Source organism: Tenacibaculum sp. SM2510 (genome assembly GCF_057002845.1).
Genome location: NZ_CP192703.1, coordinates 731306 through 755873, shown reverse-complemented (window position 1 = coordinate 755873; position 24568 = coordinate 731306). Strand labels below are relative to the sequence as shown.

The 24568-nt window shown below is 30.3% G+C and carries 25 protein-coding genes; 16 read left to right on the top strand and 9 right to left on the bottom strand.

Annotation, left to right across the window (positions count from 1 at the left end):
• Window positions 1–90: 90 nt before the first annotated feature.
• Window positions 91–453: a CoA-binding protein gene (locus ACQ629_RS03305; RefSeq protein WP_483706525.1), complete on the top strand. Its 363-nt coding sequence runs from the start codon at window positions 91–93 to the stop codon at window positions 451–453.
• Here the strand turns inward: ACQ629_RS03305 and ACQ629_RS03300 are convergent.
• From ACQ629_RS03300 to pyrR, 5 genes are read right to left on the bottom strand one after another with little or no spacing between them, the layout of a single operon-like run.
• Window positions 450–1391: a ribonuclease Z gene (locus ACQ629_RS03300; RefSeq protein WP_483706524.1), complete on the bottom strand. Its 942-nt coding sequence runs from the start codon at window positions 1389–1391 to the stop codon at window positions 450–452. The two genes, ACQ629_RS03305 and ACQ629_RS03300, sit on opposite strands and share 4 nt — an antisense overlap.
• Entirely contained in the window at window positions 1392–1709 is a 318-nt protein-coding gene (locus tag ACQ629_RS03295) for a T9SS type A sorting domain-containing protein (protein WP_483706523.1), read from the bottom strand.
• Between the two features lie 32 nt (window positions 1710–1741).
• On the bottom strand, window positions 1742–2074 hold the full coding sequence (locus ACQ629_RS03290; protein WP_483706522.1) for a hypothetical protein: 333 nt from the start codon (window positions 2072–2074) through the stop codon (window positions 1742–1744).
• A gap of 2 nt (window positions 2075–2076) precedes the next feature.
• The gene (locus tag ACQ629_RS03285; RefSeq protein ID WP_483706521.1) at window positions 2077–3009 is read right to left on the bottom strand and encodes an aspartate carbamoyltransferase catalytic subunit; all 933 of its coding nucleotides are present in this window, start codon (window positions 3007–3009) and stop codon (window positions 2077–2079) included.
• A gap of 24 nt (window positions 3010–3033) precedes the next feature.
• On the bottom strand, window positions 3034–3591 hold the full coding sequence (gene pyrR / locus ACQ629_RS03280) for a bifunctional pyr operon transcriptional regulator/uracil phosphoribosyltransferase PyrR (RefSeq protein WP_483706520.1): 558 nt from the start codon (window positions 3589–3591) through the stop codon (window positions 3034–3036).
• A gap of 145 nt (window positions 3592–3736) precedes the next feature.
• Here pyrR and ACQ629_RS03275 point away from each other — a divergent pair, with 145 nt between their 5' ends.
• Window positions 3737–5629, top strand: a complete 1893-nt coding sequence (locus ACQ629_RS03275) for a SulP family inorganic anion transporter (RefSeq protein WP_483706519.1) — start codon at window positions 3737–3739, stop codon at window positions 5627–5629.
• Between the two features lie 37 nt (window positions 5630–5666).
• Here the strand turns inward: ACQ629_RS03275 and ACQ629_RS03270 are convergent, their stop codons facing one another.
• Window positions 5667–6608: a LysR family transcriptional regulator gene (locus ACQ629_RS03270; protein ID WP_483706518.1), complete on the bottom strand. Its 942-nt coding sequence runs from the start codon at window positions 6606–6608 to the stop codon at window positions 5667–5669.
• Window positions 6609–6723: 115 nt separating this feature from the next.
• Here ACQ629_RS03270 and ACQ629_RS03265 point away from each other — a divergent pair, with 115 nt between their 5' ends.
• The 3 genes from ACQ629_RS03265 to ACQ629_RS03255 all read left to right on the top strand — a co-directional run bounded on the left by ACQ629_RS03265 (window position 6724) and on the right by ACQ629_RS03255 (window position 10691).
• Window positions 6724–7194: a Dps family protein gene (locus ACQ629_RS03265; RefSeq protein ID WP_483706517.1), complete on the top strand. Its 471-nt coding sequence runs from the start codon at window positions 6724–6726 to the stop codon at window positions 7192–7194.
• A 188-nt stretch (window positions 7195–7382) separates the two neighbouring features.
• Window positions 7383–8903 carry a PhoX family protein gene (locus ACQ629_RS03260; RefSeq protein WP_483706516.1) on the top strand — a complete coding sequence of 507 codons (1521 nt, stop codon included), beginning with the start codon at window positions 7383–7385 and terminating at the stop codon, window positions 8901–8903.
• Window positions 8904–8954: 51 nt separating this feature from the next.
• Window positions 8955–10691 carry a cytochrome-c peroxidase gene (locus ACQ629_RS03255; protein WP_483706515.1) on the top strand — a complete coding sequence of 579 codons (1737 nt, stop codon included), beginning with the start codon at window positions 8955–8957 and terminating at the stop codon, window positions 10689–10691.
• Window positions 10692–10695: 4 nt separating this feature from the next.
• On the opposite strand, the gene ACQ629_RS03250 is transcribed toward ACQ629_RS03255, so the two are convergent.
• Window positions 10696–11466, bottom strand: coding sequence for a sulfite exporter TauE/SafE family protein (locus tag ACQ629_RS03250; RefSeq protein WP_483706514.1), 771 nt, complete (start codon window positions 11464–11466; stop codon window positions 10696–10698).
• A gap of 12 nt (window positions 11467–11478) precedes the next feature.
• Entirely contained in the window at window positions 11479–12357 is an 879-nt protein-coding gene (locus ACQ629_RS03245) for an AraC family transcriptional regulator N-terminal domain-containing protein (protein ID WP_483706513.1), read from the bottom strand.
• A 458-nt stretch (window positions 12358–12815) separates the two neighbouring features.
• On the opposite strand from ACQ629_RS03245, the gene ACQ629_RS03240 reads away from it, so the two are divergent.
• The 7 genes from ACQ629_RS03240 (at window position 12816) to ACQ629_RS03210 (ending at window position 18938) form a co-directional block, all read left to right on the top strand.
• Window positions 12816–13931 (top strand): sensor histidine kinase, encoded by a 1116-nt coding sequence (locus tag ACQ629_RS03240; protein ID WP_483706512.1) that lies wholly within the window; start codon window positions 12816–12818, stop codon window positions 13929–13931.
• Window positions 13921–15237, top strand: coding sequence for a sigma-54-dependent transcriptional regulator (locus ACQ629_RS03235; RefSeq protein WP_483706511.1), 1317 nt, complete (start codon window positions 13921–13923; stop codon window positions 15235–15237). The genes ACQ629_RS03240 and ACQ629_RS03235 overlap by 11 nt, the downstream gene beginning before the upstream one ends.
• Before the next feature lie 176 nt (window positions 15238–15413).
• Complete coding sequence (locus tag ACQ629_RS03230) at window positions 15414–15605, top strand: hypothetical protein (RefSeq protein ID WP_483706510.1); 192 nt, start codon at window positions 15414–15416, stop codon at window positions 15603–15605.
• Between the two features lie 8 nt (window positions 15606–15613).
• On the top strand, window positions 15614–16909 hold the full coding sequence (locus tag ACQ629_RS03225; protein WP_483706509.1) for a Glu/Leu/Phe/Val family dehydrogenase: 1296 nt from the start codon (window positions 15614–15616) through the stop codon (window positions 16907–16909).
• A 56-nt stretch (window positions 16910–16965) separates the two neighbouring features.
• Window positions 16966–17346, top strand: a complete 381-nt coding sequence (locus tag ACQ629_RS03220; RefSeq protein WP_483706508.1) for a hypothetical protein — start codon at window positions 16966–16968, stop codon at window positions 17344–17346.
• A gap of 234 nt (window positions 17347–17580) precedes the next feature.
• Entirely contained in the window at window positions 17581–18153 is a 573-nt protein-coding gene (locus ACQ629_RS03215; protein ID WP_483707152.1) for a Crp/Fnr family transcriptional regulator, read from the top strand.
• A gap of 59 nt (window positions 18154–18212) precedes the next feature.
• Window positions 18213–18938 (top strand): acyl-CoA desaturase, encoded by a 726-nt coding sequence (locus ACQ629_RS03210; protein WP_483706507.1) that lies wholly within the window; start codon window positions 18213–18215, stop codon window positions 18936–18938.
• An 8-nt stretch (window positions 18939–18946) separates the two neighbouring features.
• Here ACQ629_RS03210 and ACQ629_RS03205 read toward each other — a convergent pair whose 3' ends face one another.
• Complete coding sequence (locus ACQ629_RS03205) at window positions 18947–19516, bottom strand: VTT domain-containing protein (protein ID WP_483706506.1); 570 nt, start codon at window positions 19514–19516, stop codon at window positions 18947–18949.
• A gap of 157 nt (window positions 19517–19673) precedes the next feature.
• Between ACQ629_RS03205 and ACQ629_RS03200 the strand changes: the two genes are divergently transcribed.
• From ACQ629_RS03200 to ACQ629_RS03185, 4 genes are all read left to right on the top strand, one after another.
• Window positions 19674–21443, top strand: a complete 1770-nt coding sequence (locus ACQ629_RS03200; protein WP_483706505.1) for an ABC transporter ATP-binding protein — start codon at window positions 19674–19676, stop codon at window positions 21441–21443.
• Window positions 21444–21582: 139 nt separating this feature from the next.
• Window positions 21583–22335, top strand: coding sequence for a DUF6503 family protein (locus ACQ629_RS03195; protein ID WP_483706504.1), 753 nt, complete (start codon window positions 21583–21585; stop codon window positions 22333–22335).
• A 111-nt stretch (window positions 22336–22446) separates the two neighbouring features.
• Entirely contained in the window at window positions 22447–24102 is a 1656-nt protein-coding gene (locus ACQ629_RS03190) for a sodium:solute symporter family protein (protein WP_483706503.1), read from the top strand.
• A gap of 2 nt (window positions 24103–24104) precedes the next feature.
• Window positions 24105–24563 (top strand): GNAT family N-acetyltransferase, encoded by a 459-nt coding sequence (locus ACQ629_RS03185; protein WP_483706502.1) that lies wholly within the window; start codon window positions 24105–24107, stop codon window positions 24561–24563.
• The last annotated feature ends 5 nt before the right edge of the window (window positions 24564–24568 follow it).

Genomic DNA, 24568 nt, shown 5'->3' with positions numbered 1-24568 from the left:
ACGTATGGTCTAATTTTTGAACAACAATTAGTTTAACAAATAAACAATTTGTTACTTATTTTAAGTAGATTTAACTAAATATTAATCGTTATGAAAAAGCATACATTAGTTATAGGAGCGTCTTTAAATCCTACTAGATATTCAAATATCGCTATTAAAAGATTGGCAGATAAAGGAATAAAAACAACTGCAATTGGTTTAAGAAGTGGTAAAGTATTAGGTGTTGCTATAACAACAAAAAAAGAGCCATTTAAAGATATAGATACAGTTACGTTGTATTTAAATGCTGAGCGACAAAAAGAATATTATGAATATATAGTTTCATTGAATCCTCATAGAGTTATTTTTAACCCAGGTACTGAGAATACGGAGTTTTATGAGATTTTAAAAGAAAATGGAATCAAGTCAGAAGTAGCTTGTACCTTGGTTTTATTAGCAACCAATGAATATTAATTTAAAATAGAAACGGGAACAGTATTTGTTGAATATAATTTACCAGCTTCAGCTAATTCTACGTTTTTAAAAATAGTTTGTGCCTCTTCTTTAAAGTCTTCAATATTTGAATAACGACTAGAATAGTGACCAATAATTAACTTAGCAACATTTGCTTGGTTTGCTATAGAAGCAGCTTGTTCGGCAGTAGAATGTTTTGTTCTTTCGCATAAATCTTCTCTGTTTTTTAAAAATGTAGCTTCGTGATATAGTAAATCAACATTTTTAATAATAGGAACTATATTTGGCTTATAAACAGTGTCGCTACAAAAAGCAAAGCTTTTTGATTTAGGAGGATCTAGTGTTAATTCTGAATTTGGTATAATTTTACCTGTAGATAATACAAAATCCTTTCCTGCTTTAATATTATGATAATCGCACGTGTCTATTTCTTTATACTCTTCTATTTTACCAATATGTAATTTTCTTAACTTTTCTTTTTCTCTGAATAAAAACCCATTTGTATAAACTCTGTGATCTAAAGGAATTGTATGTACAGAAACGTTATCATCTTCAAAAATCAACTCACTTTCTTTAGATACCAATTCGTGAAAGTGAATATGATATTTTGTCCAAGATTTAGATAGTTTTAATTGAAGAGTAGTAACTTCTTTAATTCCTTTTGGGCCATAAATATGCAGGTCTTTCTCTCGGTTTAAAATACCAAATGTAGAGATAAGACCTATAAGTCCAAAAAAATGATCACCGTGCAAATGAGATATAAAAATATGATTGATCTTAGAAAAACCAATTTTATATTTTCGCATTTGCCTTTGTGTTCCTTCACCACAATCAATTAAAAAATGACGATTGTTAATTTCTAAATACTGTGACGTTGGATGTGCATTTACTCTGGGTGTAGCAGAATGACAACCTAAAATAGTTAAGTTTAAGCTCATTTACTTAATTACAAAGCGTTTAGAAATAACTTCTTTGTTATTTTGAATTGCATAAATGTACATGCCCGATTTTAAGTCATTACGCTGAAAAGGAATAGAGTTACGTCCATTACGAATTTTAATTTCTTTAGAATATACAGTTTTACCAAGTACATTTCTAATAGTTAAAATTACAGTCTGACTTGTTTTAGAATTAACAAAAATAGTAGTGTTATTAATAAAAGGATTTGGGGAAGCAACCATGTTATCTATAGATTTTTGCTGAGAAAAACTAGATAGCGTTACTAATAAGAATAGAAAGAGTACTTTTTTCACCATGTGTATTCATTTAGGGGGTAATAAATATAAGGCTAAAAACCTAATTCACGTTGCATATTTTCCATTTCAATAACATCTTCAGCTTCAACTAATGTTGGAACAATATTAAATGTTTCAGGAAAATCATCAATATTTACACCTTTTGTTACTATAACAAAAGATATACCATTTTGTTGATGTTCAACACAATATGGTAAAAATAATAAAATATTTTCTTTAGAAGGGTTAAAATTTTCTAAAATTTTAATAATAAGGTGTTTTTTTTCATATTGATTATACTTTTTTTTAAATTCAGTAAAAAATTCTAGAAAGCTATTTTCATCAGAACTAATTAAAGTATAATCAACTTTATCGTCTATTTTCATTCTTATCTTTTTATTTGTTGCGCTAATAAATATATAACGGCCATACGCACTGCAACTCCGTTTTCTACTTGATTTAAGATAATAGATTGATTACTATCGGCAACATCACTTGTTAATTCTACACCACGATTTATAGGCCCTGGATGCATAATTACAATTTCTTTATTAAGGCTGTTTAGTATTTCTTTATTGATACCAAAAAGTTGTGTGTACTCTCTTGTTGATGGAAAATATTTAATATCCATTCGTTCATGTTGTACACGTAAAACATTGGCTACATCACACCATTCTAAAGCTTTTTTTAAGTTTGTTTCAACTTCAACACCTAAGCTAGTAATGTATTTGGGAATTAAAGTAGTTGGTCCACAAACTTTAACTTTAGCGCCTTGTAGCTGCAAAGCGAATATGTTAGAAAGCGCTACTCGCGAGTGTAAGACATCACCAACGATTACAATTTTTTTACCTTTTAAGTTGCTATTTAAAGCTTCTCGCATCGAAAAACTATCTAACAAAGCTTGTGTTGGATGTTCGTGAGTTCCGTCACCCGCGTTAATAATTTTGGCATCTACATGCCTCGATAAAAAAATACCAGCACCAACACTTGCATGACGCATTACAACAATATCAACCTTCATGGCTAATATATTGTTAACGGTATCTATTAAAGTTTCTCCTTTTTTTACAGATGATTGCGCTGCAGAGAAGTTAATCACGTCTGCGGATAAACGTTTTTCTGCTAATTCGAAAGATAGTTTAGTACGTGTACTATTTTCAAAAAATAAATTAGCAATTGTAATATCTCGAAGAGAAGGAACTTTTTTAATGGGTCTATTTATAACTTCTTTAAAATGAGAAGCAGTTTCAAAAATAAGCTCTAAATCAGTTTTGTTTAGGTATTTTATACCTAATAAATTTTCAACACTTAACTGCTTCATCTTAGTTTGTTTTTATAATCATAACTAATCATCAAGCTTAGTAGGCTTGGTTTCTAGGTATATTGTATCTTTTTTGTGAGTCTCTTGCCAATTAACAACAACTTTTTCTTCATTAATAGCATCTACTTGTCTACCTCTATAATTAGGTTGAATTGGTAAATGGCGACTAAAACGACGATCGATTAATACTAATAATTCAATGTTTTTAGGCCTTCCATATGATTGAATAGCTGTTAAAGCGCTTCGTACACTTCTACCAGAATATAATACATCATCAATAATAACTACTTTTTTATCTTCAATTAAAAAATCAATTTGAGTAGAAGTAGCTTCTAATGGCGCATTCCTTCTACGAAAATCATCACGATAAAAAGTAATATCTAACAACCCTAATTTAAGATCTTTAATAGCATATTTTTCGGTTAAAAGTTTAGCCAATCGTTTCGCTAAAAAAGTACCTCTTGGCTGTAAACCTATTAAAAAGGTATTAGAAAAGTCGTTGTGGTTTTCGATTAACTGACAGGCTAATCGATGCAGAATAATTTCAATTTCTTTTGAAGTAAGTAGTGTTTTCCTGCTCATGTTTTGCTATCAAATTGGTATGATAGTTCGTTGTCCAAAAATAAAGTAAAAAAAACTGCGGACAAAATTAAAGTTGATCAAACATAAAACTATATGAATAAAATTATCTTTACATTTGCCAACTTTTACAATAGTCGAAAATATTATGATGAAATACCTTAAAAATAAGAAACTTAACATTAAAGATGATACGTTAGCAGGTATAACAGTTTCTTTAGCAATGATACCAGAAGTGGTTGCTTTTGCTTTCGTTGCTCAAATTAGCCCAATAGTAGCATTATTTGGTGCATTTGTGGTAGGAATAATATCTGCCATTTTTGGTGGTAGACCAGGACTTATTTCTGGTGCAGCAGGAGCTGTAGCAGTTATTTTTGTGACGATGATACAAGAAGGACATGCAAAAGGTCTTTTATTTGATAATCCTGTAGAAAATATGGGATACTTCTATTTGCTAGCAGCAGTAGTTTTAATGGGAGTCATACAAGTGCTAGCTGGTGTATTTAAACTAGGTAAATTTGTGCGTTTAATTCCGCATTCTGTAATGATGGGATTTGTAAACGGATTGGCAATTGTTATTTTTATGGCGCAATTGGGAATGTTTACAGAAAATAAGAAAGATTTTTTTGGACAAAATATGCGTAAAACCGAATCGAAAGAGTTGGTTTATAATGTAACAGATAATCAAGTTAAAGATTTAAATTCTGGTGCTGTTTTATTTACTGTTGATGGTAATTCAGTAAAAAATAATAACACAAATGAGGAAATGTTTTTTGTGTCAGACGGACAAGTTTTTGACGCTAAAACAAAAAAAGTGGTTTTTAACGCTTCAGAAGAAGGGTTTTATTCGGTAAAAGATAGCGGAGTTGTAAAATCAACCATGCAAGGAGAAAAGCTTTATACAATGATTGGGTTAGTTTTATTAACGATGCTTATTGTATGGGGGTTACCAAAAATAACTACTAAAATACCGGCAGCATTAACGGCTATTTTAATTGTTACATTAATATCAATATTTAGTGGCTTAAGTTCAATTAATGTTGGTGATTTTATTAGAGATGGTGGTGGCGCTGGTTTAAATGGTATTGATGAAATATCAAAAAAACTAAATTTATTAGAGCTTTGGAGTAACCTTCCTTTTAATTTAGATACGCTTAAATTTATAGCACCTTATGCCTTTTTAGCGGCTTCTGTTGGTTTGATAGAAACTTTAATGACTATGAATTTGGTAGATGAATTAACAGACAGTAGAGGAAACGGAAATAAAGAATGTGTTGCGCAAGGAGCCGGAAATATTGTAAGTGGTGTATTTGGTGGAACTGGTGGTTGTGGTATGATTGGTCAAACAGTTATTAATATCAATGCTGGTGGTAGAGGAAGATTATCAGGAGTAATGATGTCATTAACCTTATTAACCTTTATTTTATTTGCTGATAAATATATAGAGCAAGTGCCAATTGCAGCTTTAGTAGGAGTAATGTTTATGATGGTTATTGAAACTTTTGCATGGTCTAGCTTTAGAATCATGAAAAAAATTCCAGCTTCAGATGCATTTGTATTGGTAATCGTATCTGCAGTTACTGTATTTTTTGATTTAGCAATTGCTGTTTTTGTAGGGGTAATTATATCAGCTTTATCTTTTGCATGGACAAGCGCTAAGAAAATTAGAGCTAGAAAAAGAATGAAAGCAGACGGAACAAAAGTGTACGAAATATGGGGACCTTTATTTTTTGGAAGTATTACAGCTTTTAACGGTAAATTTGATATTAAAAATGATCCAGAAAAAATAGAAATTGATTTTGTTGAATCTAGAGTTTCAGATCATTCAGCAATCGAAGCTATTTTTGGTTTGGTGGAAAAATACCAAGCGGCAGGTAAAAAAGTTACTTTAAAACATTTAAGTGAAGATTGTAAGATATTGCTTTATAAAGCGAGTCCAATTTTTACAGGAGTTATAGAAGAAGATGTAGAGGATCCTCGTTATCATTTAGCGGCGAATCCAGAAGATTTTCCGAAACCTTTATCAGAATATAAATTTTAAATAAAAAAATCCCGCAATTGCGGGATTTTTTTATGAGTTATTTTTTATTTATCGGGCTAATAATATCAACATCACTAAAAGCAATTGCGCCTCTTATTACACCGTCTATAGTACTTTTTAAAGCTTCTATTAATTGCATTTTAAGTTGCGATTTATGGTATATTAAACTTACTTCCCTTGCTGGAGGAGGTGTTTCAAACTCTCTTAAATGCTCCTTGTCTTTATCGTTTAAATCTAATGTATTTAAATATGGTAATAAAGTCATTCCTAAACCATCTTTAGATAGTTTTATAAGCGTATCAAAACTTCCGCTTTCTAACTGAAAATGATGAGTGGAATTTTTCTTATTAGCTCTACATAAATTAATAATACTATTTTTAAAACAATGACCATCTTCTAGTAGTAAAATATCATCAAGCTCTAAATCTTCTACTTTTATCTTTTTTTGATCATATAATCTATGTTCCTTAGGTATTAAACCTACAAAAGGTTCGTAGTATAAAACACGCTCTTTTATGGCTTCATTCTCTAAAGGAGTAGCCGCTAAAGCAGCATCTATGTGACCATCAGTTAGTTTTCTAATAATTTCTTCGGTGGTTAACTCTTCAATAATTAATTGAACCTTGGGATAGCTTTTACTAAAGGTTTTTAAAAACATTGGTAATAAGGTAGGCATAACCGTTGGTATAATACCAAGTTTAAATTCGCCACCTACAAATCCTTTTTGTTGATGAACAATATCTACAATACGATTGCTTTCATCAACAATAACCTTGGCTTGTTCAATAATTTTTTTACCAACCTCGGTTAATTCAATGGGTTTTTTAGAACGGTTAAATATTTTAGCATCCAACTCGTCTTCTAGCTTTTGTATTTGCATACTTAAGGTAGGTTGCGTAACAAAACAATGTTCGGCGGCTACCGTAAAATTTTTATATTCAGCTACAGCTAGCGTATATTTTAACTGTGTGATTGTCATTGTATCAGATTTTTTGATAAAGATATTAAAACTATCAATAACAGTTATAGTTTTTGTTGTTTATTTAAGTCTAATTTTGAGGTATTGAAATAAGAATAATTAAAAAGATAATAAAATGAACACAACTGTTTTAGGATTAGATAAGAACAAATCGATAGCTTTAGTAAAGGAATTAAACACTTTATTAGCAAACTTTCAAATATATTATCAAAATGTAAGAGGATTACATTGGAACATTAAAGGAAAAAATTTCTTTGAATTACATGTTAAGTTCGAGGAATTTTATACAGATTCTCAATTAAAGGTAGATTTAATTGCTGAAAGAATTTTAACACTACAAGGAACACCATTACATACTTTTGATGATTATATAAAAGCAGCAAAAGTACCTGTAGGCAAAAATATAAGTAAAGATGTTGATGCGGTAGAATTAGTAATTGAATCATTGGCTGAATTATTAAAAATAGAAAGAGAAATTTTAGAATTATCAGACAATGCAGATGATGAAGGAACAAATTCGATGATGAGTGACTTTATTGCTGAGCAAGAAAAAACAATATGGATGTTAAATGCTTGGTTAGCATAAATCTAGTTGATTTAAGAGGTGAAAGGTGTGCTAATTTAGCACACCTTTTTTATTTAGAATAGGTCTATTTGTTTAAGTTCTCTTAATAAAATTTACATTTTAATGATGTGCTATTAAAATAGCATTGATGTAAGTTTTACAAACGAGCCTTTAATTTGAGGAATTAAAAAAACTTAAAAATTATTAAAATGAAAAAACTAAAATTAAGCTTATTAACATTATTAACAGCCTGTATTGGTGTTAGTACATTTACTGCATGTCAAGATGGAATTGACGGAACAGACGGCGTAAATGGTATTGATGGAAGTAATGGAGCAGATGGGAATGATGGTTCTGATGCAACAGCTTATTTAAAAACCTCTAAAACACCTAACTTTTTAAAAGTAAGAAGTGAGTTTATCGGATTAAAAATTACACCGATATTATCATCAGAAGATGTAATACCAAATTCACCTGATTTTGTATACGGCTCTATGGCAGATGGTGCAGGATTGTTACCTGAAACTGATGGTACTTTTACGTTAATTAATAATATAGAAGCAGATTATGCTATCGCAAGAATTAAATTAAATGAAAATTTAAAACCATTATCAGCAGAATACATTTTAAATGCAACAGCAACTGGTGAAACGGCTCAATGTTCTGGCTCAATGATCTCTCCAGAAGAACATGGTTTTGGTCCGTTGTATTTGTCAGGAGGTGAATGGGGTGGTGCATCAAAAGGTGTTTTTGTAACAGATCCTTATAAGTCACCTACAGATGCAAGTGCAGGTAATATGTTATCAGCATTTGGGCAATGGTCTACAGAAAACGCCGTAGTAATAGGTAAAGATGCTTATTCAGATAAAACAGTGGCTTTTATTGGTGATGATAATGCAGATAATAATGTGCCATCGGGTCAATTAGGAATGTATGTTGGCGATAGAGGAGATTTAAATGGAGGAAAACTATATGGTTTAAAGGTAACATCTTCTGGTGTAACTTATGAAATGGACATGGCTGAAGGAGCTGAGTATGATGTAGAATTTGTAGAACTTGAAGAAAAAGAAATTAATGCTTTAGATACAGAATGTAAAACGAAAGGTGTTATGGGATTCTCTAGGTTAGAAGATATTGATTGGAGAAGAGGTTCTGCAGCAAATAATAGAGAAATTTATTTTGCGGTTACAGGTCGTAACAAACCAGGTTTAGTAGGTAAAGGTTCTATTTTAGGTCGTGTTTATAAAGTAGTTTTAAATGATACAGATCCAACAGGAGCTGCTAAAATTACCTGTGTGTTAGATGGTGATATTGCAGGAGGAAAAGCGGACGGATTTCACTCGCCTGATAATATCTTAGTAACCGAAAACTATGCTTATATTCAAGAAGATCCTAACGGATATGCATCTGTAAATCCAAATATTATCGGATATTCTAAATTATACCAATACAATTTAACAACCGGTGCTATAAAAACGGTGTTAGAATGTGATCAAGAAAGAGCAGAATCTTTAGGGTACGGAACAACTTCAAGAAATTGGGAAATTACAGGAATGATTGACGTAACTGATATTGTAAATAATGGTAAGAACTCATTTTTAGTAATGACTCAAAACCATGGATGGGAACCAGCAGACGGAACTTCATTTACAGATCCAAAGGCAAATCCTAATTTAGCAAACAGAAAAGAAGGTTCTGTTTTACACTTAATTACAGGTTTAGAAAGATAAAAAATGAAAAACTTCTTAAGTCAAGCTAAGACATACCTTTGTGTATGTCTTTTGCTTGTAATAGTATCGTGTAATCAAAAGATAGATAAATACAAATCTGTTACAGTACTTTCTGATGGTATAAATAAATTATACCTAAATCAACTATCTAATACTATTAATAATTTAGATAGTATGAAAGGTAAATCAATTAAAGAGCAGCAAAAATATTATGTGCTAGCAAGAAAGCATTTTAAATTACTAGAGCCAATTTTAGCTTTTTCTGATAAGGATAACTATAAATCATTAAATGCACCAAATATAATTAGTGTTAAGGGAGAAACGAGTAATGATACAAGAGTTATAAAACCGATAGGTTTTCAAGTGATAGAAGAAACTCTTTATGATAAAAATATTGATAAAGAGGTTTTAAAAAGGGCCGTACGTGTTACAAGTAATCGATTAAAATTAATAAAAAAAAATAGTGTTCTTAAATTAAAAGACCATCATATTGTATGGCTGTTAAGAGATCAAATTACACGTGTAGCTACAACTGGTATTACGGGTTTCGATTCGCCTGTTTTAAATCAATCCCTGTTAGAAAGTTCATATACTTATGAAACAGTATTAAAAATTATTAAACTTAATGAGGAGAAGTTCAAATCAAAAGAATTATTAGTAAAGTTTGAAGAAGCAGTTATAAATGCTCAAAAATTTTTAAAACATGATTTTGATAGTTTTGATAGATTCACTTTTATAAAAAAGCACACGAATTTTCAATTAAAAATATTGGTTCAAATTCAAAAAGATTGGAACGTTAAGTTTCCTTTTGAAATGGCATTATCTAATACGATGGAAACCTTATTTTCAGAAGAAACATTAAATGTTAATTATTTTTCAGATCATTTAAGTGATACCACTCAATTGGCAGAAAAGGTGGTTTTAGGAAAGCAGTTATTTAATGATGTATCACTTTCTAAGAATTACAATATGGCTTGTGCAACTTGCCATGTTAAAGATTTAGCTTTTACAGACGGCAGAAGAGTGTTTGATAAAAATCAAACAAGAAATACACCAACAGTAGCTTATTCAGCATATCAAAGAGGTTTTTTTATGGATGCTAGAGCTGGTAGTTTAGAAGGTCAGGTTGTTGGAGTTGTAGAGAATCATAATGAGTTTAATATGTCGATGGATTCTGTTGTACATCGTGTATTAAAAAACGAAGAATATAAAAAATCACTTGCTTATTTATATAATAATAAACGAGTGAATTTTAATATACGACATGCAATTGCATCATATATAAGAACCTTAAACACCTTTAATTCAAAGTTTGATAAAAACATTCGTGGACAAGAAAAAACGCTGACAGAAAATGAACAAAAGGGGTTTAACTTGTTTGCAGGAAAGGCAATGTGTGCAACGTGTCATTTCGCACCTGTTTTTAACGGAACCGTTCCGCCTAATTATAACGATACAGAATTAGAGTTCATTGGTGTTCCTATATCTACAGACACTATTAATGCTGAAATTTCAACAGACCTAGGACGCTATAATCTATATAAAACATCAGAGCGAAAACATTTTTTTAAAACACCTACTATTAGAAATATAGCTAAAACAGCACCTTATATGCATAATGGTGTATATACAACTCTAGAGGAAGTAATGAATTTTTATAATAAAGGAGGCGGAGAAGGTTTGGGGATTCACAACGAATATCAAACATTACCTTTTGATAATTTAAATTTATCAGACAAAGAAATAGACCAGGTTATCGATTTTATGAAAACACTTACCGATGAGTAATTATTTAAAATAAATATTTTATTAAAATACGAATACTAACAAAGGCAATCAAAATAGCGGTTGCCTTTTTTAATTGAATCGGGCTAAAGAATTTATGGCTCATTCTGCTACCAATTTGCCCACCTAAAAACACTGTTACTAATAAAATAGAAGTTAAATTCCAGTCAATTGCAAAATTAGGGTTAATGTATTGACCAAGTAAGCCAGCGATAGAGTTTACTAAAATAAAAACACTTGATGTCGCAGCAATTTTTTTAGGTATATCCCATTTTTTTAAATGTAAAAAAGGAGCTAAAAAAATGCCACCACCTATTCCTACCATTCCAGAAATAAAACCAATACCACCGCCATAAATAGCATTTTTATAGCTGTTTGTTTTAGGTTTTTTACTGCTTAAAAAAATGTTTTTAGAAAGCCACATGGTAATCGCAGCTATTAATAAAGTAATGCCTAAAAGGATAAAAAATATGGTCTGATTTATTTTTAGAAAACCACCTAAAAAGGCTAATGGCACGCTAAATAAAACTAACGGCGTTACTTTCTTCCAATTAAGTAATTTTTCTTTGTGAAATAAAAGCACATTACTAAAAACAACAGCTATATTACATATCAATGCAGTTGATCTTATTTGTGTATATGCAATGCCGGTTAAAGCTAATACGGCTAAATAGCTAGAGCCACCGCCAAAACCAACAGAAGAGTAGAGTATGGCAATAATAAAGAAAAGCAATATTATATGCCAGTTTAAAGTAAAAGCGTCAATTAAGAAAGTCAAAGTTTTATAAAATTAATCTTTCAAAGATATTTTAAATTGTTGAGGTGTTAAAAGTTCATTCTTCTTAAAAAGACGATTAAAGTAACTTACGTTGTTAAAACCTGCTTTATATGCGATGTTGCAAATGTTTTCATTAGGGTTGTTTTTAATTAAATTTTTAGCGAATTTTATTTTTTCAGAATTTATGTAATCTGTAGGTGTGATTCCCAAAGTGCTTTTAAACTTCTTAAAAAAATGCGATTTACTCATACAGGCTTTCTTAGAAACATCATTTAAAGTTAAATTGCTTTTGGTTAAGTTTTCTTTGATATATTTTACAGCATATCCTATTCGAGTATCATCATATATATCGTCAACGTTATTTAAAATAAGTTTTCTAGCTTTACTTTGTAATAAACGAATAACTAATTCTTGAATCATTAAATCTAACAATACATCTTTAGATTTTGTATTATTAATAAAAGTATTCGTTAACCTGTTAATGAGTACATTTATGTCTTCATTATTATTTAGGTGTGAACATTTTTTTTTGAAATCCCAAGTGTTATTCTCTCTTTCGATAACAGTTGCTTCGTTAAAATTATAAACAACTTCATTAATTTTATTTTGATCAATAGCTAAACCTAAGCACGAAGTTGGATTTTCTAATGAAGCTTCAGGAAAATCAATATTCATACCATTTTCTTCTGGTACAACTAATGATTCACCAGGGATAAAAGAAAATGGAGATGCCTTATCGAAATGCATTATTTTTTTACCAGTTAATACACTAGCAATAATAGTGCTATCGAAATTTAAAAACACATTTTTAGTAGCTTTATAGGTTTCAAAAATGTTAAGTTCCGCATATTCAGAAGCATAAGTTGTTTTGTTCTCTATAAGAGATGTCAACTTTCTTGTTTGAAAATGCTTGTGGGGCATCATAATTTTATTCATATAGTAATATAGTGCAATTATTTAATACTATAGTTCATTTATTGTTGTAATTTTAACTGTAAGTTTGATTTATTATTAATTAATATTGATTTTTTCAATACTTTATCTAATTATAAATAGGAGAGTTCCCCCAAAATACCTTTTTTACATAATTGCAATTAAAAAGAGAAAGAAAACTAGCACTTTAAAAGGTGTTAGTTTTTTTTATGAAGACAAAATTCAGGGTAACTGCTATAAATGGCATCAATTTTCATAAATTTTTATTTATAAAACTAATAATTTTAGATAATTTCTGCGTTATTAAGCTTCAAGTATATTATTAAGGAAACGTTGTAATTTTAAGTATAAATTGTGTTTTTTTGATTGTTAAAAAAAAGCAAAAATTTTAAATTTGTTTTTTGAACTAAAAACGTATGGAACAACCAGTCTCAATAGAAGATAAACTAAAAGAACGCGTTAAAGAATTAACCTGTTTGTATAACGTTAGCTCTTTAATTAGAAATAGTGATTTATCTGATATAAAAACCCTGTTAAGCGGAATTGCATCAAATGTAAAAAAGTCTATCCGTTATCCAGATGCTGCTTTTGTACAAATTCAAACGAAAGAGAATATTAGTATAGAGGGTAATCAGAACCAGGATGCTATTTTTATCATTTCAGCTATAAAAGTATTCGGAGAGATTTATGGTTCGATAAAAGTAGGATATTCAAAAGTAAAGTTTTCTCAAAACGCTTTTTTAGAAGAAGAACAGTTTTTGCTTAACAAAATAGCTTCAGAAATTGGAGATTTATTTGAGCGTAAACAAATTAAGGAAAAAGAAATTCTTGCCAATAGACAAATAGAGCGTATAGATAGACTGTCTATTTTAGGAGAAATTACAGCAGGAATAGCACATGAGTTAAATACGCCTTTAGCTAATATATTAGGTTTTACAGAGCTGCTAAAAGAGCGGTTTAAAACTGATGAGGTTGGAAAAAAAGATTTACAAAAAGTAATAAATAGTGCTATTTACTCTAGAGAAGTTGTAAAAAAATTAATGTTTTTTTCTTGTGAAATGCCGCAACAAATGGAAGTCATAAACTGTGTGCCAATTATAAAGGAGGCGATTGGTTTATTGACTCCGAATTTTATAAAAAAGAATATTCAAAGTGAATTGTCTTTCAGTGAAGAAAATATTCAATTAAAAGCAGACAAAATTCAATTAACACAAGTGATTTTTAATTTAGTTATCAACGCAATTTATTTTTCGCCTGTTAAAGGAAAAATTAAAATTGCTATTGAAGAAACTAAAGAACACGTACAGCTAAATATATCAGATGAAGGAGTTGGGATTCCTTCAAATTCTGCGGGAAATATTTTTAATCCCTTTTTTACAACAAAACCTATAGGAGAAGGCTCAGGTTTAGGTTTAAGTGTTGTTCATGGAATCGTAAAAAGCCATAAAGGCACTATAAAACATATGCCAAATTTACCCAAAGGAACTGTTTTTGTAATTAATTTTCTAAAAAAAATAACAAATGTTACATAAAGAAAATATCTTAATTGTTGATGATGATATTCAAATTTTGGAGCTTATTCAGCGTCATTTACAATCGTTAAATTATCATACATATAAGGCAATTTCAGTAAAAGAAGCATTGCAAATTTTAAAAGACCAGTCAATCGATTTATTAATTACCGATTTACAAATGCCAGGAGTTGATGGCTTAGAGCTGATAAAATACGCTTCAGAACATTTTCCTGAAACTCCAAAATTAGTAGTTACAGGTTTTCCTTCAATCAATGGGGCACTAGAGGTTATGAAATCTGGTGCAGCAGATTATATAACCAAACCATTTACAAAAGAGGAATTAAAAACGGCGATATTAAAATCTTTAAAGAATGCTCCAAAAACGATTAAAGTAGATAAAGAGGCTAAAGAAAATTCTTATGGTGAGTTAATAGGAAGCTCTCCTGCAATGCAAAAAGTTACAGATGTAATTGAGCGACTTAAAAACAACAAAGCAACAGTGTTTGTTTCAGGAGAAAGTGGTACAGGAAAAGAGCTCGTAGCACGTTCTATACATTATATGGGTAAGTTTTCTACAGCGCCTTTTGTAGCAGTAAATTGTGGTGCAATTCCAGAAAATTTACTAGAGTCAGAATTATTTGGTTACGTAAAAGGTGCTTTTACAGGGGCAGATTCAAATAGAACTGGTTTTTTTCAGGCAGCAAATAAAGGAACATTGTTTTTAGATGAGATAGGGAATGCTTCTTTAGCAACACAGTTGCGTTTGTTAAGAGTTTTACAAGAAAAAGAAATAGTAAGAGTAGGTTCTCAAAAAACAGAAAAAATAGATGTTCGAGTAATAGCAGCAACTAATATCGATTTACAAGAGCTAATCATAAAAAGAAAGTTTAGAGAAGATTTATATTATCGATTAACAGTAGTGCAAATAGAGGTGCCTAAATTATCTGAACGAATTTCAGATATTCCTCTACTGGTAGAGAAGTTCCTTTTTAAATATGGAATAGAATATAAAGATCGATTTATAAAAATAAGTCAAGAAGCCATAGAAGTACTAAAAAGATATCATTGGCCTGGTAATATTAGAGAGTTAGAAAATGTAATTCAGCGTGCTGTAATTATGTGTGATAAATCAGTAGAAATTGTACATCTTCCAGATTATGTGAAATATCAAATAGATTTCCCTAAAAATCAAGAATTGATATCTTTAAAAGAACTAGAAAAAAATTACATCATTAAGGTTCTAGCCGCTACCAATAATAATAAAACTAAAGCGGCAGAGATTCTTAAAATAGATAGAAAAACACTTCGAGAAAAATTAAAATAAGTATCGGGTAAAAAAGTATCAAGCGGGTAATAGTTACCCGCTTTTGTTTTTTTGCAAAAATATCTTTTTTAGGTTTAAGTACCTGTTAGTTAGTTGTTAATGTTTTTGTTTTGTTTGATGGTGTTTTTTTGGTATACCTGTTGCCAATATAGTAACATATTCAAATATTATGATTTATGAACGCTTATAAAAGAAGTTTGTGTAGTACTTGTATTCATGTTAATTCTTGCAGCTTAACATCAAATAACGCTTTTATTTGGTCTTGTAGTGAGTTTGATCAAGAAGAAACATCAGAAGAAAACATTGTTACTCTAACTGCTAAAGATTTTGATGAAATCAGCAGTAAAAAAGAATTAGAACTTATTTAATTAACAAAATGACTTTAACAAAAGAATTAAAACAGAAAAAGGAACCAAAGCAAGGAATGTTGCATAATGTTATGAAGCAGTTTGATGCTGCATCTGACTTGGTAAACTTAAACCCGAATATTAAAAAAATATTAGGGATCACTAATAACGAGTTAATTATTCATTTTCCGGTTCGTATGGATAATGGCGAGGTAGAAATTTTTAAAGGATATCGTGTGCAGCATAACAATGCATTAGGGCCTTATAAAGGTGGATTAAGATATCATCCAACGATAGATATTGATGCTGTAAAAGCATTGGCAATGTGGATGACCTGGAAAACTTCGTTAACAGGTTTGCCTTATGGTGGTGCAAAAGGAGGGATTCAAATGGATCCTAAAAAATATTCACAATCAGAGTTAGAACGTATTACAAGACGTTTTACCTATGCTTTGGGAGATAATATTGGTCCAGAGCACGATATTCCTGCTCCAGATGTAAATACAAATTCGCAAACTATGGCTTGGATTGCTGATACGTATATGTCTACAAAAGCACCAGCAGAAAGATCAAAAAATCAACATGTTGTTACCGGAAAACCAATTGGTTCTGGAGGATTAGAAGGAAGAGATAGAGCAACAGGTTATGGAGTTTTCTTAAATATAAAATTTTGGGCAGAACAAAGAAGTTTAAATCTTACAGATAAAAAGTTTATAGTTCAAGGTTTTGGAAACGTAGGTTACTGGGCAGCACATTTTCTAGAAAAAGAAGGAGCCATAATGGTTGGGGTTCAGGATGCTTTTGGTGCGATTACAAATTCAAAAGGAATTAATGTAAAAGACTTATTTGAGTACACAAAGTTTAATAACGGAAGTGTTGTTGGGTTTTTAAATACCGCAGAAGTAAATACTGAAGACTTTTTTGGTTTGGATTGTGATATTTGTATTCCAGCAGCTTTAGGTAATCAAATAACTAAAGATAATGCATCAAGAATAAAAGCTTTTTTAATTGCTGAAGGAGCAAATGGTCCTACAACTGTCGAAGCAGAGAAAATATTGTTAGAAAAGGGAGTAGAAATTATTCCGGATATTTTATGTAATTCAGGCGGTGTAATTGCTAGTTATTTCGAATGGTTACAGAACAGAAATGGTGAGTTATGGGAGCTAGATGAAATTATGGCGAGACTAGATAAGAAGATGAGAGAAGTTTTTATTAGGGTCTTAAATATGGCTGCAAACAGAAAGCTAGATATGAGGTCTGCTGCATATGTAATAGCAATAGAACGTATAGAAAGAGCTTATGTGCAAAGAGGTATTTTTCCATAGAAAATAATATTATAAAGTAACAAAAGTTAGTGATTGAAAAGATAAATAATAAGATTATGGAATTAAATACCTACACTGATTACGATACAGAAACACAAATTATTCAAAGAAGAAGTTTTAGAGAATTAGACATGTGGATTTCTCATGTAAGTTATATTACAAATGAATGTGATAATTTAGCTAAAATAGCTTCTAATTTAATAAAAGATAAAGATTTAAGAGATGAGTTGTTGTTAATGCTCCTAGAAAACTCTAAAGTTTTAACACAATTATATAATGCTAGAAATGAAACTGAAAAACTAAATGAATGCGATGATGTTGCTTGTGAGTTATTCTATTTAAATGAACATGAAAGTACGAGGTCGTTATATCTAAAACACATTAAAATTTATAGAAAGCTTAAGGAAGAAGTTTTGTATTATCTTTTAACAGTGTAGTTTAATAAGTTTTTTTAGAATAGAACAGTAGTAATTTAAAAGTACCATAAGACAGTTTTGTTTTAGGGTACTTTTTTAGGTTAAAGTCTATTTATAAAAAAGAAAGAACCTAATAGGATAAAACTAAGCGTTGTATCTTGCACAAAATTACACTTAGTGAAATAGACAATCAAGAAGATGTCTCTTATACTAAACCAAAAGAAGTTGTGCAAAAGATTATAGCGTACTATGAGTATTGTAAATATTAGAACATACCTAGAAAAATCACTTACAATTAATGATAGTGACTGGGATTTCTTTACATCTAAATTAAAGCTAAGAAAAGTAAAAAAACGGACAAAGCTTTTAAAATTGGGTGAAGTAGAAAAGTATATTTCTTTTATAGATAAAGGTGTTGTACGCTTTTTTATACCTAAAGAAAATAAAGAAAAAGAAATAACTTTTGGTTTTTGTTTTAACAATGAGTTTGTAAGTGCTTATGATTCTTTTTTAACGCAATCTGCTTCGTTATACGAATTAGAAACCCTTACAAATGTAGAAATGTGGAGTATGTCGTATGAAGATTTACAAGAAGTATACAAAAAAACAACCATAGGAAATACCATTGGTAGATTATCGTCTGAACGCTTATTTTTAATAAAATCTAAAAGAGAACAATCGTTGTTAAATGAAACAGCAGAAAAACGATACCTTAATTTATTTGATGAACGTCCTAAGTTAATTAAAGAAATTCCACTAAAATATATAGCCTCATATATTGGTGTTACAGCACAGGCTTTAAGTCGAATTAGAAAACGAATTACTTAACTTGGGTTCATTTTTTTTATCATACTAAAATCGGTTCTTTGTAGGCTAATTTTACAAGAATGACAATAGTAATTTTTATAATAATTTTATGGTACTCAGGTTTATTTTTTCAAACCTTCTTTTTACATAGATATTCAGCGCATCAAACCTTTAAAATGTCAAATTTTGGAGAAAAATTATGTTTCTTTTTAACTTGGTTAACACAAGGTTCTAATTACCTAAGTGCTTATGGTTACGGAGTGATGCATAGACTTCATCATGCGTATGCAGATACAGAGAAAGATCCGCATTCGCCAAAGTATGATGAAAACTTATTTAAAATGATGTGGCGTACCAAAAACATATATCAAGATATAAATAATAACAGAATTGAAGTAGCTGATAAGTTTACCAAAAATGTACCACAATGGAAGAGTTTTGATAATTTTGCAAGCTCAAAGTTTTCTAGATTAACCTGGGGTGCTTTATATGTTGTATTTTTTGTGTTTTTTGCAACTGCTTGGTGGCAATGGTTGTTTTTGCCAGTAGCTTTTTTAATGGCACCAATACACGGAGTAATTATTAACTGGTTTGCTCATATTTATGGATATGTAAACTTTAAAGTGAGTGATACTTCTAAAAACTTGTTACCATTCGATTTTTTAATGATGGGAGAAGGGTATCATAATAATCACCATGCTAATGGTGGTCGTGCTAATTTTGGAGGTGTAAGATGGCACGAAATTGATGTAACTTATTGCATAATGGTTGTTTTAGATAAGTTAAGATTGATAAAACTTAAATAATGTTTTATTTAAAGTGAATTGAAAATTGTTCCTCCAAAATAAACATACAAACTGCATAAAATAAATTCACCAAAAAAAACTCCAAAAAGTACATTTTTGATAGGAGTTTTTAAGATGCCTGCAACATAGCAAATAATATCTGTAGGAACAAAAGGAAAAATAGACCAACACGCAATCAATAAAGTTGATCTTGGTGTATTTAACTTTTTTTTCAAAATGGTAATTTTTGAAGGGAATTTACTTTCTAAATAATTACTGAAACCTAGCAAGTCAGAAAAGTAATATAATGCTGTAGCTGAAAATAGCACTCCTAGAATTGAGATGAGTAAAATTAATAGCAATTGATTGGGGAATAAAATACCACCTCCAATAACAAAAGGTGTGCTGGGTATTAAAAAAAAGCCTCTTATTAATGTTAACAAAACATATATAAGTAACATTTCACCTTTAAATTTTTGTATAACAGCAACCAAATTATCAGCTGTTATGAGTTCAGGGTTTAATAGGTAGGTAATTAGCAATCCAATTAAGAATGTTATCCAAATAACATAAATTAGTATTTTTCCTTTTTTTAGCATTAATTTTGAAATCGGTTAGTCTGGTCTGTATATGACGATTAAAAACAAATAATGTAACAGTGTTTTAATATTTGTTAACCTGTCATGCTTATTTATAGTGGCATGTCATTTGACAAAAAAGAACTAGTTAGAGAAAATATTAACTAAAAAATAAACCATGCAACATCTAGGTGAAACATCAAAAAGAGCCAATAAAAAACCTAAAATAACTATTGGTACCGCTTTTAAAACGATTATTTGGCCAAAACGAAAATTAGTTTTTATCGGTTTGTTATTAATTGTGGTAAGTAGATTGGCAAGCCTGGTGGCTCCTTTAAAAATTAAATCACTGTTAGATGATGTAATTCCTAATAAAGATTACAATGCGTTGTATAGCTTATTATTTGTAGTTGGTGCGGCTATTTTAATACAAGCGGTAACGTCATTTTTATTAACACGTATTTTAAGTGTACAAGCACAATATTTAATTTCAGAATTGCGCGCAAAAGTGCAAAAGAAAGTATTATCGTTACCCATTAGTTTTTTCGATAACACAAAATCGGGCGCATTGGTTTCTCGAATTATGAGTGATGTTGAAGGTGTTCGTAATTTAATAGGAACCGGATTGGTTCAGTTAGTAGGAGGAACAATAACAGCAGTAATTTCTTTAATTTTATTGATAAATATTAGCCTTTCAATGACACTTTTTGTGTTGATTCCTGTAATTGTTTTTGGTTTAGTTGCCTTAAAAGCTTTTAAGTATATCAGACCCATATTTAGAAATAGAGGTGTAATTAATGCCGAGGTAAAAGGGCGTTTAACAGAAACGTTGGCAGGGGTAAGAGTTATAAAAGCATTTAATGCAGAACAACAAGAAAATGAATCTTTTGAAAAAGGAGTTGATCTTTTATTTCAAAACGTAAAAAAGAGTTTAACGGCAACTGCAATCATGACAAGTTCGGCAACTTTCTTGTTGGGAATCGCGTCTACCGGAATAATGGGAATTGGAGGTTATAAAATTATGATGGGAGAGTTAACCGTAGGTGATTTTTTATCATTTACTTTTTTATTAGGTTTAATGATTGCACCCATTGTACAAATGAGTAACATTGGTAGTCAATTAACAGAAGCTTTAGCAGGTTTAGATAGAACGGAAGAGTTGATGAACATGGAAGCTGAAGAAGATAATGAAGAAAGAGTTATTGAGTTAGATAATGTTGAAGGAGCGTTAGTTTTTGACGATGTTTCTTTTGCTTATGAAGAAGGAAAGCAAGTGTTAAATAATATAAGTTTTCAGGTTCCTAAAGGAACTGTAACAGCGTTGGTAGGAAGTTCTGGGTCGGGTAAATCTACCATTGCGGGTTTATCAGCGACTTTTTTAAATCCAAAATCAGGAAAAGTAACGATTGACAACCATGATATGTCTAAAGTTCAATTAAATTCTTACCGAAAGCATCTAGGAGTAGTTTTACAAGATGAGTTTTTATTTGAAGGAACCATTAGAGAAAATATTTTATTTCCAAGACCAAATGCAACTGAAGAAGAATTACAAAACGCTGTAAAAGCAGCGTATGTAAATGAATTTACCGATCGTTTTGATGACGGATTAAATACATTAATCGGTGAAAGAGGCGTGAAGCTTTCAGGCGGACAACGTCAGCGTTTAGCAATTGCAAGAGCCATTTTAGCAAACCCGAAAATTATCATTTTAGATGAAGCAACTTCTAGCTTAGATACCGAAAGTGAAGCTTTAATTCAAAAAAGTTTATCAGAATTAATAAAAGACAGAACAACCATTGTAATCGCACACAGATTAAGTACGATTAAACAAGCAGATCAAATATTAGTGATTGAAGCCGGTTCGATAGTAGAAAGAGGTACGCATGATGAGTTGATAAAAAAAGAAGGACGATATTTTGAGTTGTACACCTACCAATCAAAAATTTAATAAAAAACACTTTCAAGTAAATCAATAAAATATGAGCATCCGAATTCGGATGCTTTTTTATTTTATAAATTCATAGAAGTTGTGTAAGTTTACTCTTCTTACTCGACTGTATTTTTAGTAATAAAACATCTATAAAAAAATGAGAAAAATAATCTTATTAATTGTCATTGCAGTAATTTCTATTGCTTGTAAAAATGAAGCAAAAAAGGAAGTTGTACAAAAAGAAACAATTTCAGAAAAATATCCAAAAGCTTTGGCCGCTGTTTTTGATAAACATGGTGGTATTGATAATTGGCAAAAAATGAATACGTTGTCTTATACTTTAAAAAATGAAGAGCATACAACTGATTTACATTCACGAAAAACAGTTATAAATGCTAAAGAATATTCATTAGGTTTTGATGGTAAAGATGTTTGGGTTTCAGATACTGCAGTTTATAAGAAAGATGCTAAATTTTATTATAACTTATATTTCTATTTTTATACAATGCCTTTTGTTTTGGCAGATGACGGAATCGTTTATTCAGAAACAAAACCATTAGAGTTTGAAGGAAAAAAATATCCAGGGTTTAAAATTTCATACAATGAAAATGTAGGTTCATCGCCAGATGATAATTATTTTATTTATTATAATGAAACTACCAATGAAATGAGTTGGTTAGCTTATACGGTTACGTATCATAGTAAAAAAGCATCAAATAAAAAGAGTATTATTAGATATAACGATTGGCAAAACGTTAACGGGTTTTTATTACCTAAATCTTTAACTTGGTATAAGAAGCACGAAAATGGTAATCCTACTGAGCCAGCAGGTGAACCGACTGAATTTGTATTACCTTTATTAAGTGAAGCTTCATTTGATGCTGACTTTTATGTAAAACCAACAAAATAAATGGATTCACAAAAATATACTTGGAAAAAAGAATACACAGTAGTGTTGATTGCAAATATAGTTTACATCGCATTATTTTATATTATTACAAACTTATATACTAACTAGAATATGCAGGTAATCGATTGGATTGTACTTTCGTTAACATTATCATTTATTGTTTTTTACGGAGTTTGGAAAACTAGAGGAAGAAAAAACGCAGAAGATTATATTAAAGGAGGAAGTGATAGTAAATGGTGGACAATTGGTTTGTCGGTAATGGCAACACAAGCAAGTGCAATTACTTTTTTATCTACACCAGGTCAAGCATTTCATAGCGGAATGGGCTTTGTACAATTTTACTTCGGATTGCCAATAGCTATGGTTATTATCTGTTTGGTATTTATTCCTATTTATCATCGATTAAAAGTATATACAGCATACGAGTATTTAGAAGGTCGTTTTGATAGAAAAACAAGAACCTTAACCGCTATTCTATTTTTAATACAAAGAGGATTAGCTGCAGGAATCACCATTTTTGCGCCTGCAATTATTTTGTCTGCTGTATTAGGATGGGATTTAATTACATTAAATATAATCATCGGTTTTTTAGTAATTATTTATACTGTTTCTGGCGGAACAAAAGCCGTAAGTGTTACTCAAAAACAACAAATGGCGGTAATTTTTGCAGGAATGTTTATTGCTTTTTACCTAATATTACAATATTTACCTGACGGAATTACCTTTACAAAAGCATTAGAAATTGCCGGAGCTTCAGATAAGATGCAAGTATTAGATTTCTCGTGGGATTTAAACAATCGTTATACTGTATGGACAGGTATTTTAGGAGGAACTTTCTTAATGCTTTCTTATTTCGGAACCGATCAGAGTCAAGTTCAACGATATTTATCAGGAAAATCGGTTCGAGAGAGTCAATTAGGTTTAATTTTTAACGGATTGTTAAAAGTGCCAATGCAGTTTTTTATCTTATTGGTTGGTGTAATGGTATTTGTATTTTATCAATTTAATACATCTCCTTTAAATTTTAATCCGAAAGCCAGTGAAGCTGTTGAAAACTCTCGATACGCTTCAGAATACAAGATTTTAGGTGAAAAACACATCAATATAGAAAATCAAAAGAAAGCTTTAATTTTTGAAGGCTTAACAGATGAAAATAAAAAGCAACTTCAAGAATTAAATGAGCAAGATAAATTAATAAAAAAACAAGCTAAAGAAGTAATTACAAAGGCAGATGCTCTAGTAGAAACGAATGATAAAGATTATGTTTTTATTCATTTTATACTACACAATTTACCAAAAGGTTTAATAGGTTTATTATTAGCAGTAATTTTATCGGCAGCAATGTCTTCAACAGCATCCGAGTTAAATGCCTTGGCATCAACTACTGTTATCGATTTATATAAAAGAAATCAAACAAAAGATAGGAGTGAAGAGCATTATGTAAAAATGACCAAATGGTTTACTCTAGGATGGGGTATCTTGGCAATTTCCGTTGCTTGTGTCGCCAATTTATTCGACAACCTTATTCAGTTAGTTAATATTATAGGTTCTATTTTTTATGGAAATGTATTAGGAATATTCTTATTGGCATTCTTCTTTAAATTTGTGAAATCGAATGCCGTTTTTATAGCCGCAATTATCACCCAGTTAATTATTATTTATGTTTGGAAAGCAGATTGGTTACCTTTCTTATGGTTAAATGCTTTAGGTTGCGGATTGGTAATTTTAATAGCTTCTTTATTACAACCATTTTTAAATAAGAAATAAGAATGATTACAACTAGAACAGCGACTTTAAAAGATTTACCTATTCTTTTAGAGTTTGAACAAGCGCTTATTAATTTTGAAAGGCCTTTTGATGTTACTTTAAAAGAAGAGAAAATATCATATTACGATATTAAAGCAATGATTTTGTCTGATGAAGTAGAGGTTATTGTAGCTATAGATGAAGAAAGTATTGTTGGTTCTGGATATGCGAGAATACAACTAGCAAAACCATATTTAAAACATCAAAACTTGGGGTATTTAGGTTTTATGTATGTTGAAAATTCCCATAGAGGTAAAGGAATTAATAAATTAGTTATTGATACTTTGCATACTTGGGTAATATCTAAAAACACATTTGAAGTCCGTTTAGATGTATATGCTGATAATCCTGCAGCCATTAAAGCGTATGAGAAAGCAGGGTTTAGCAAGCATTTAATTAATATGAGAAGAAGTTTAAAGTAATTGCC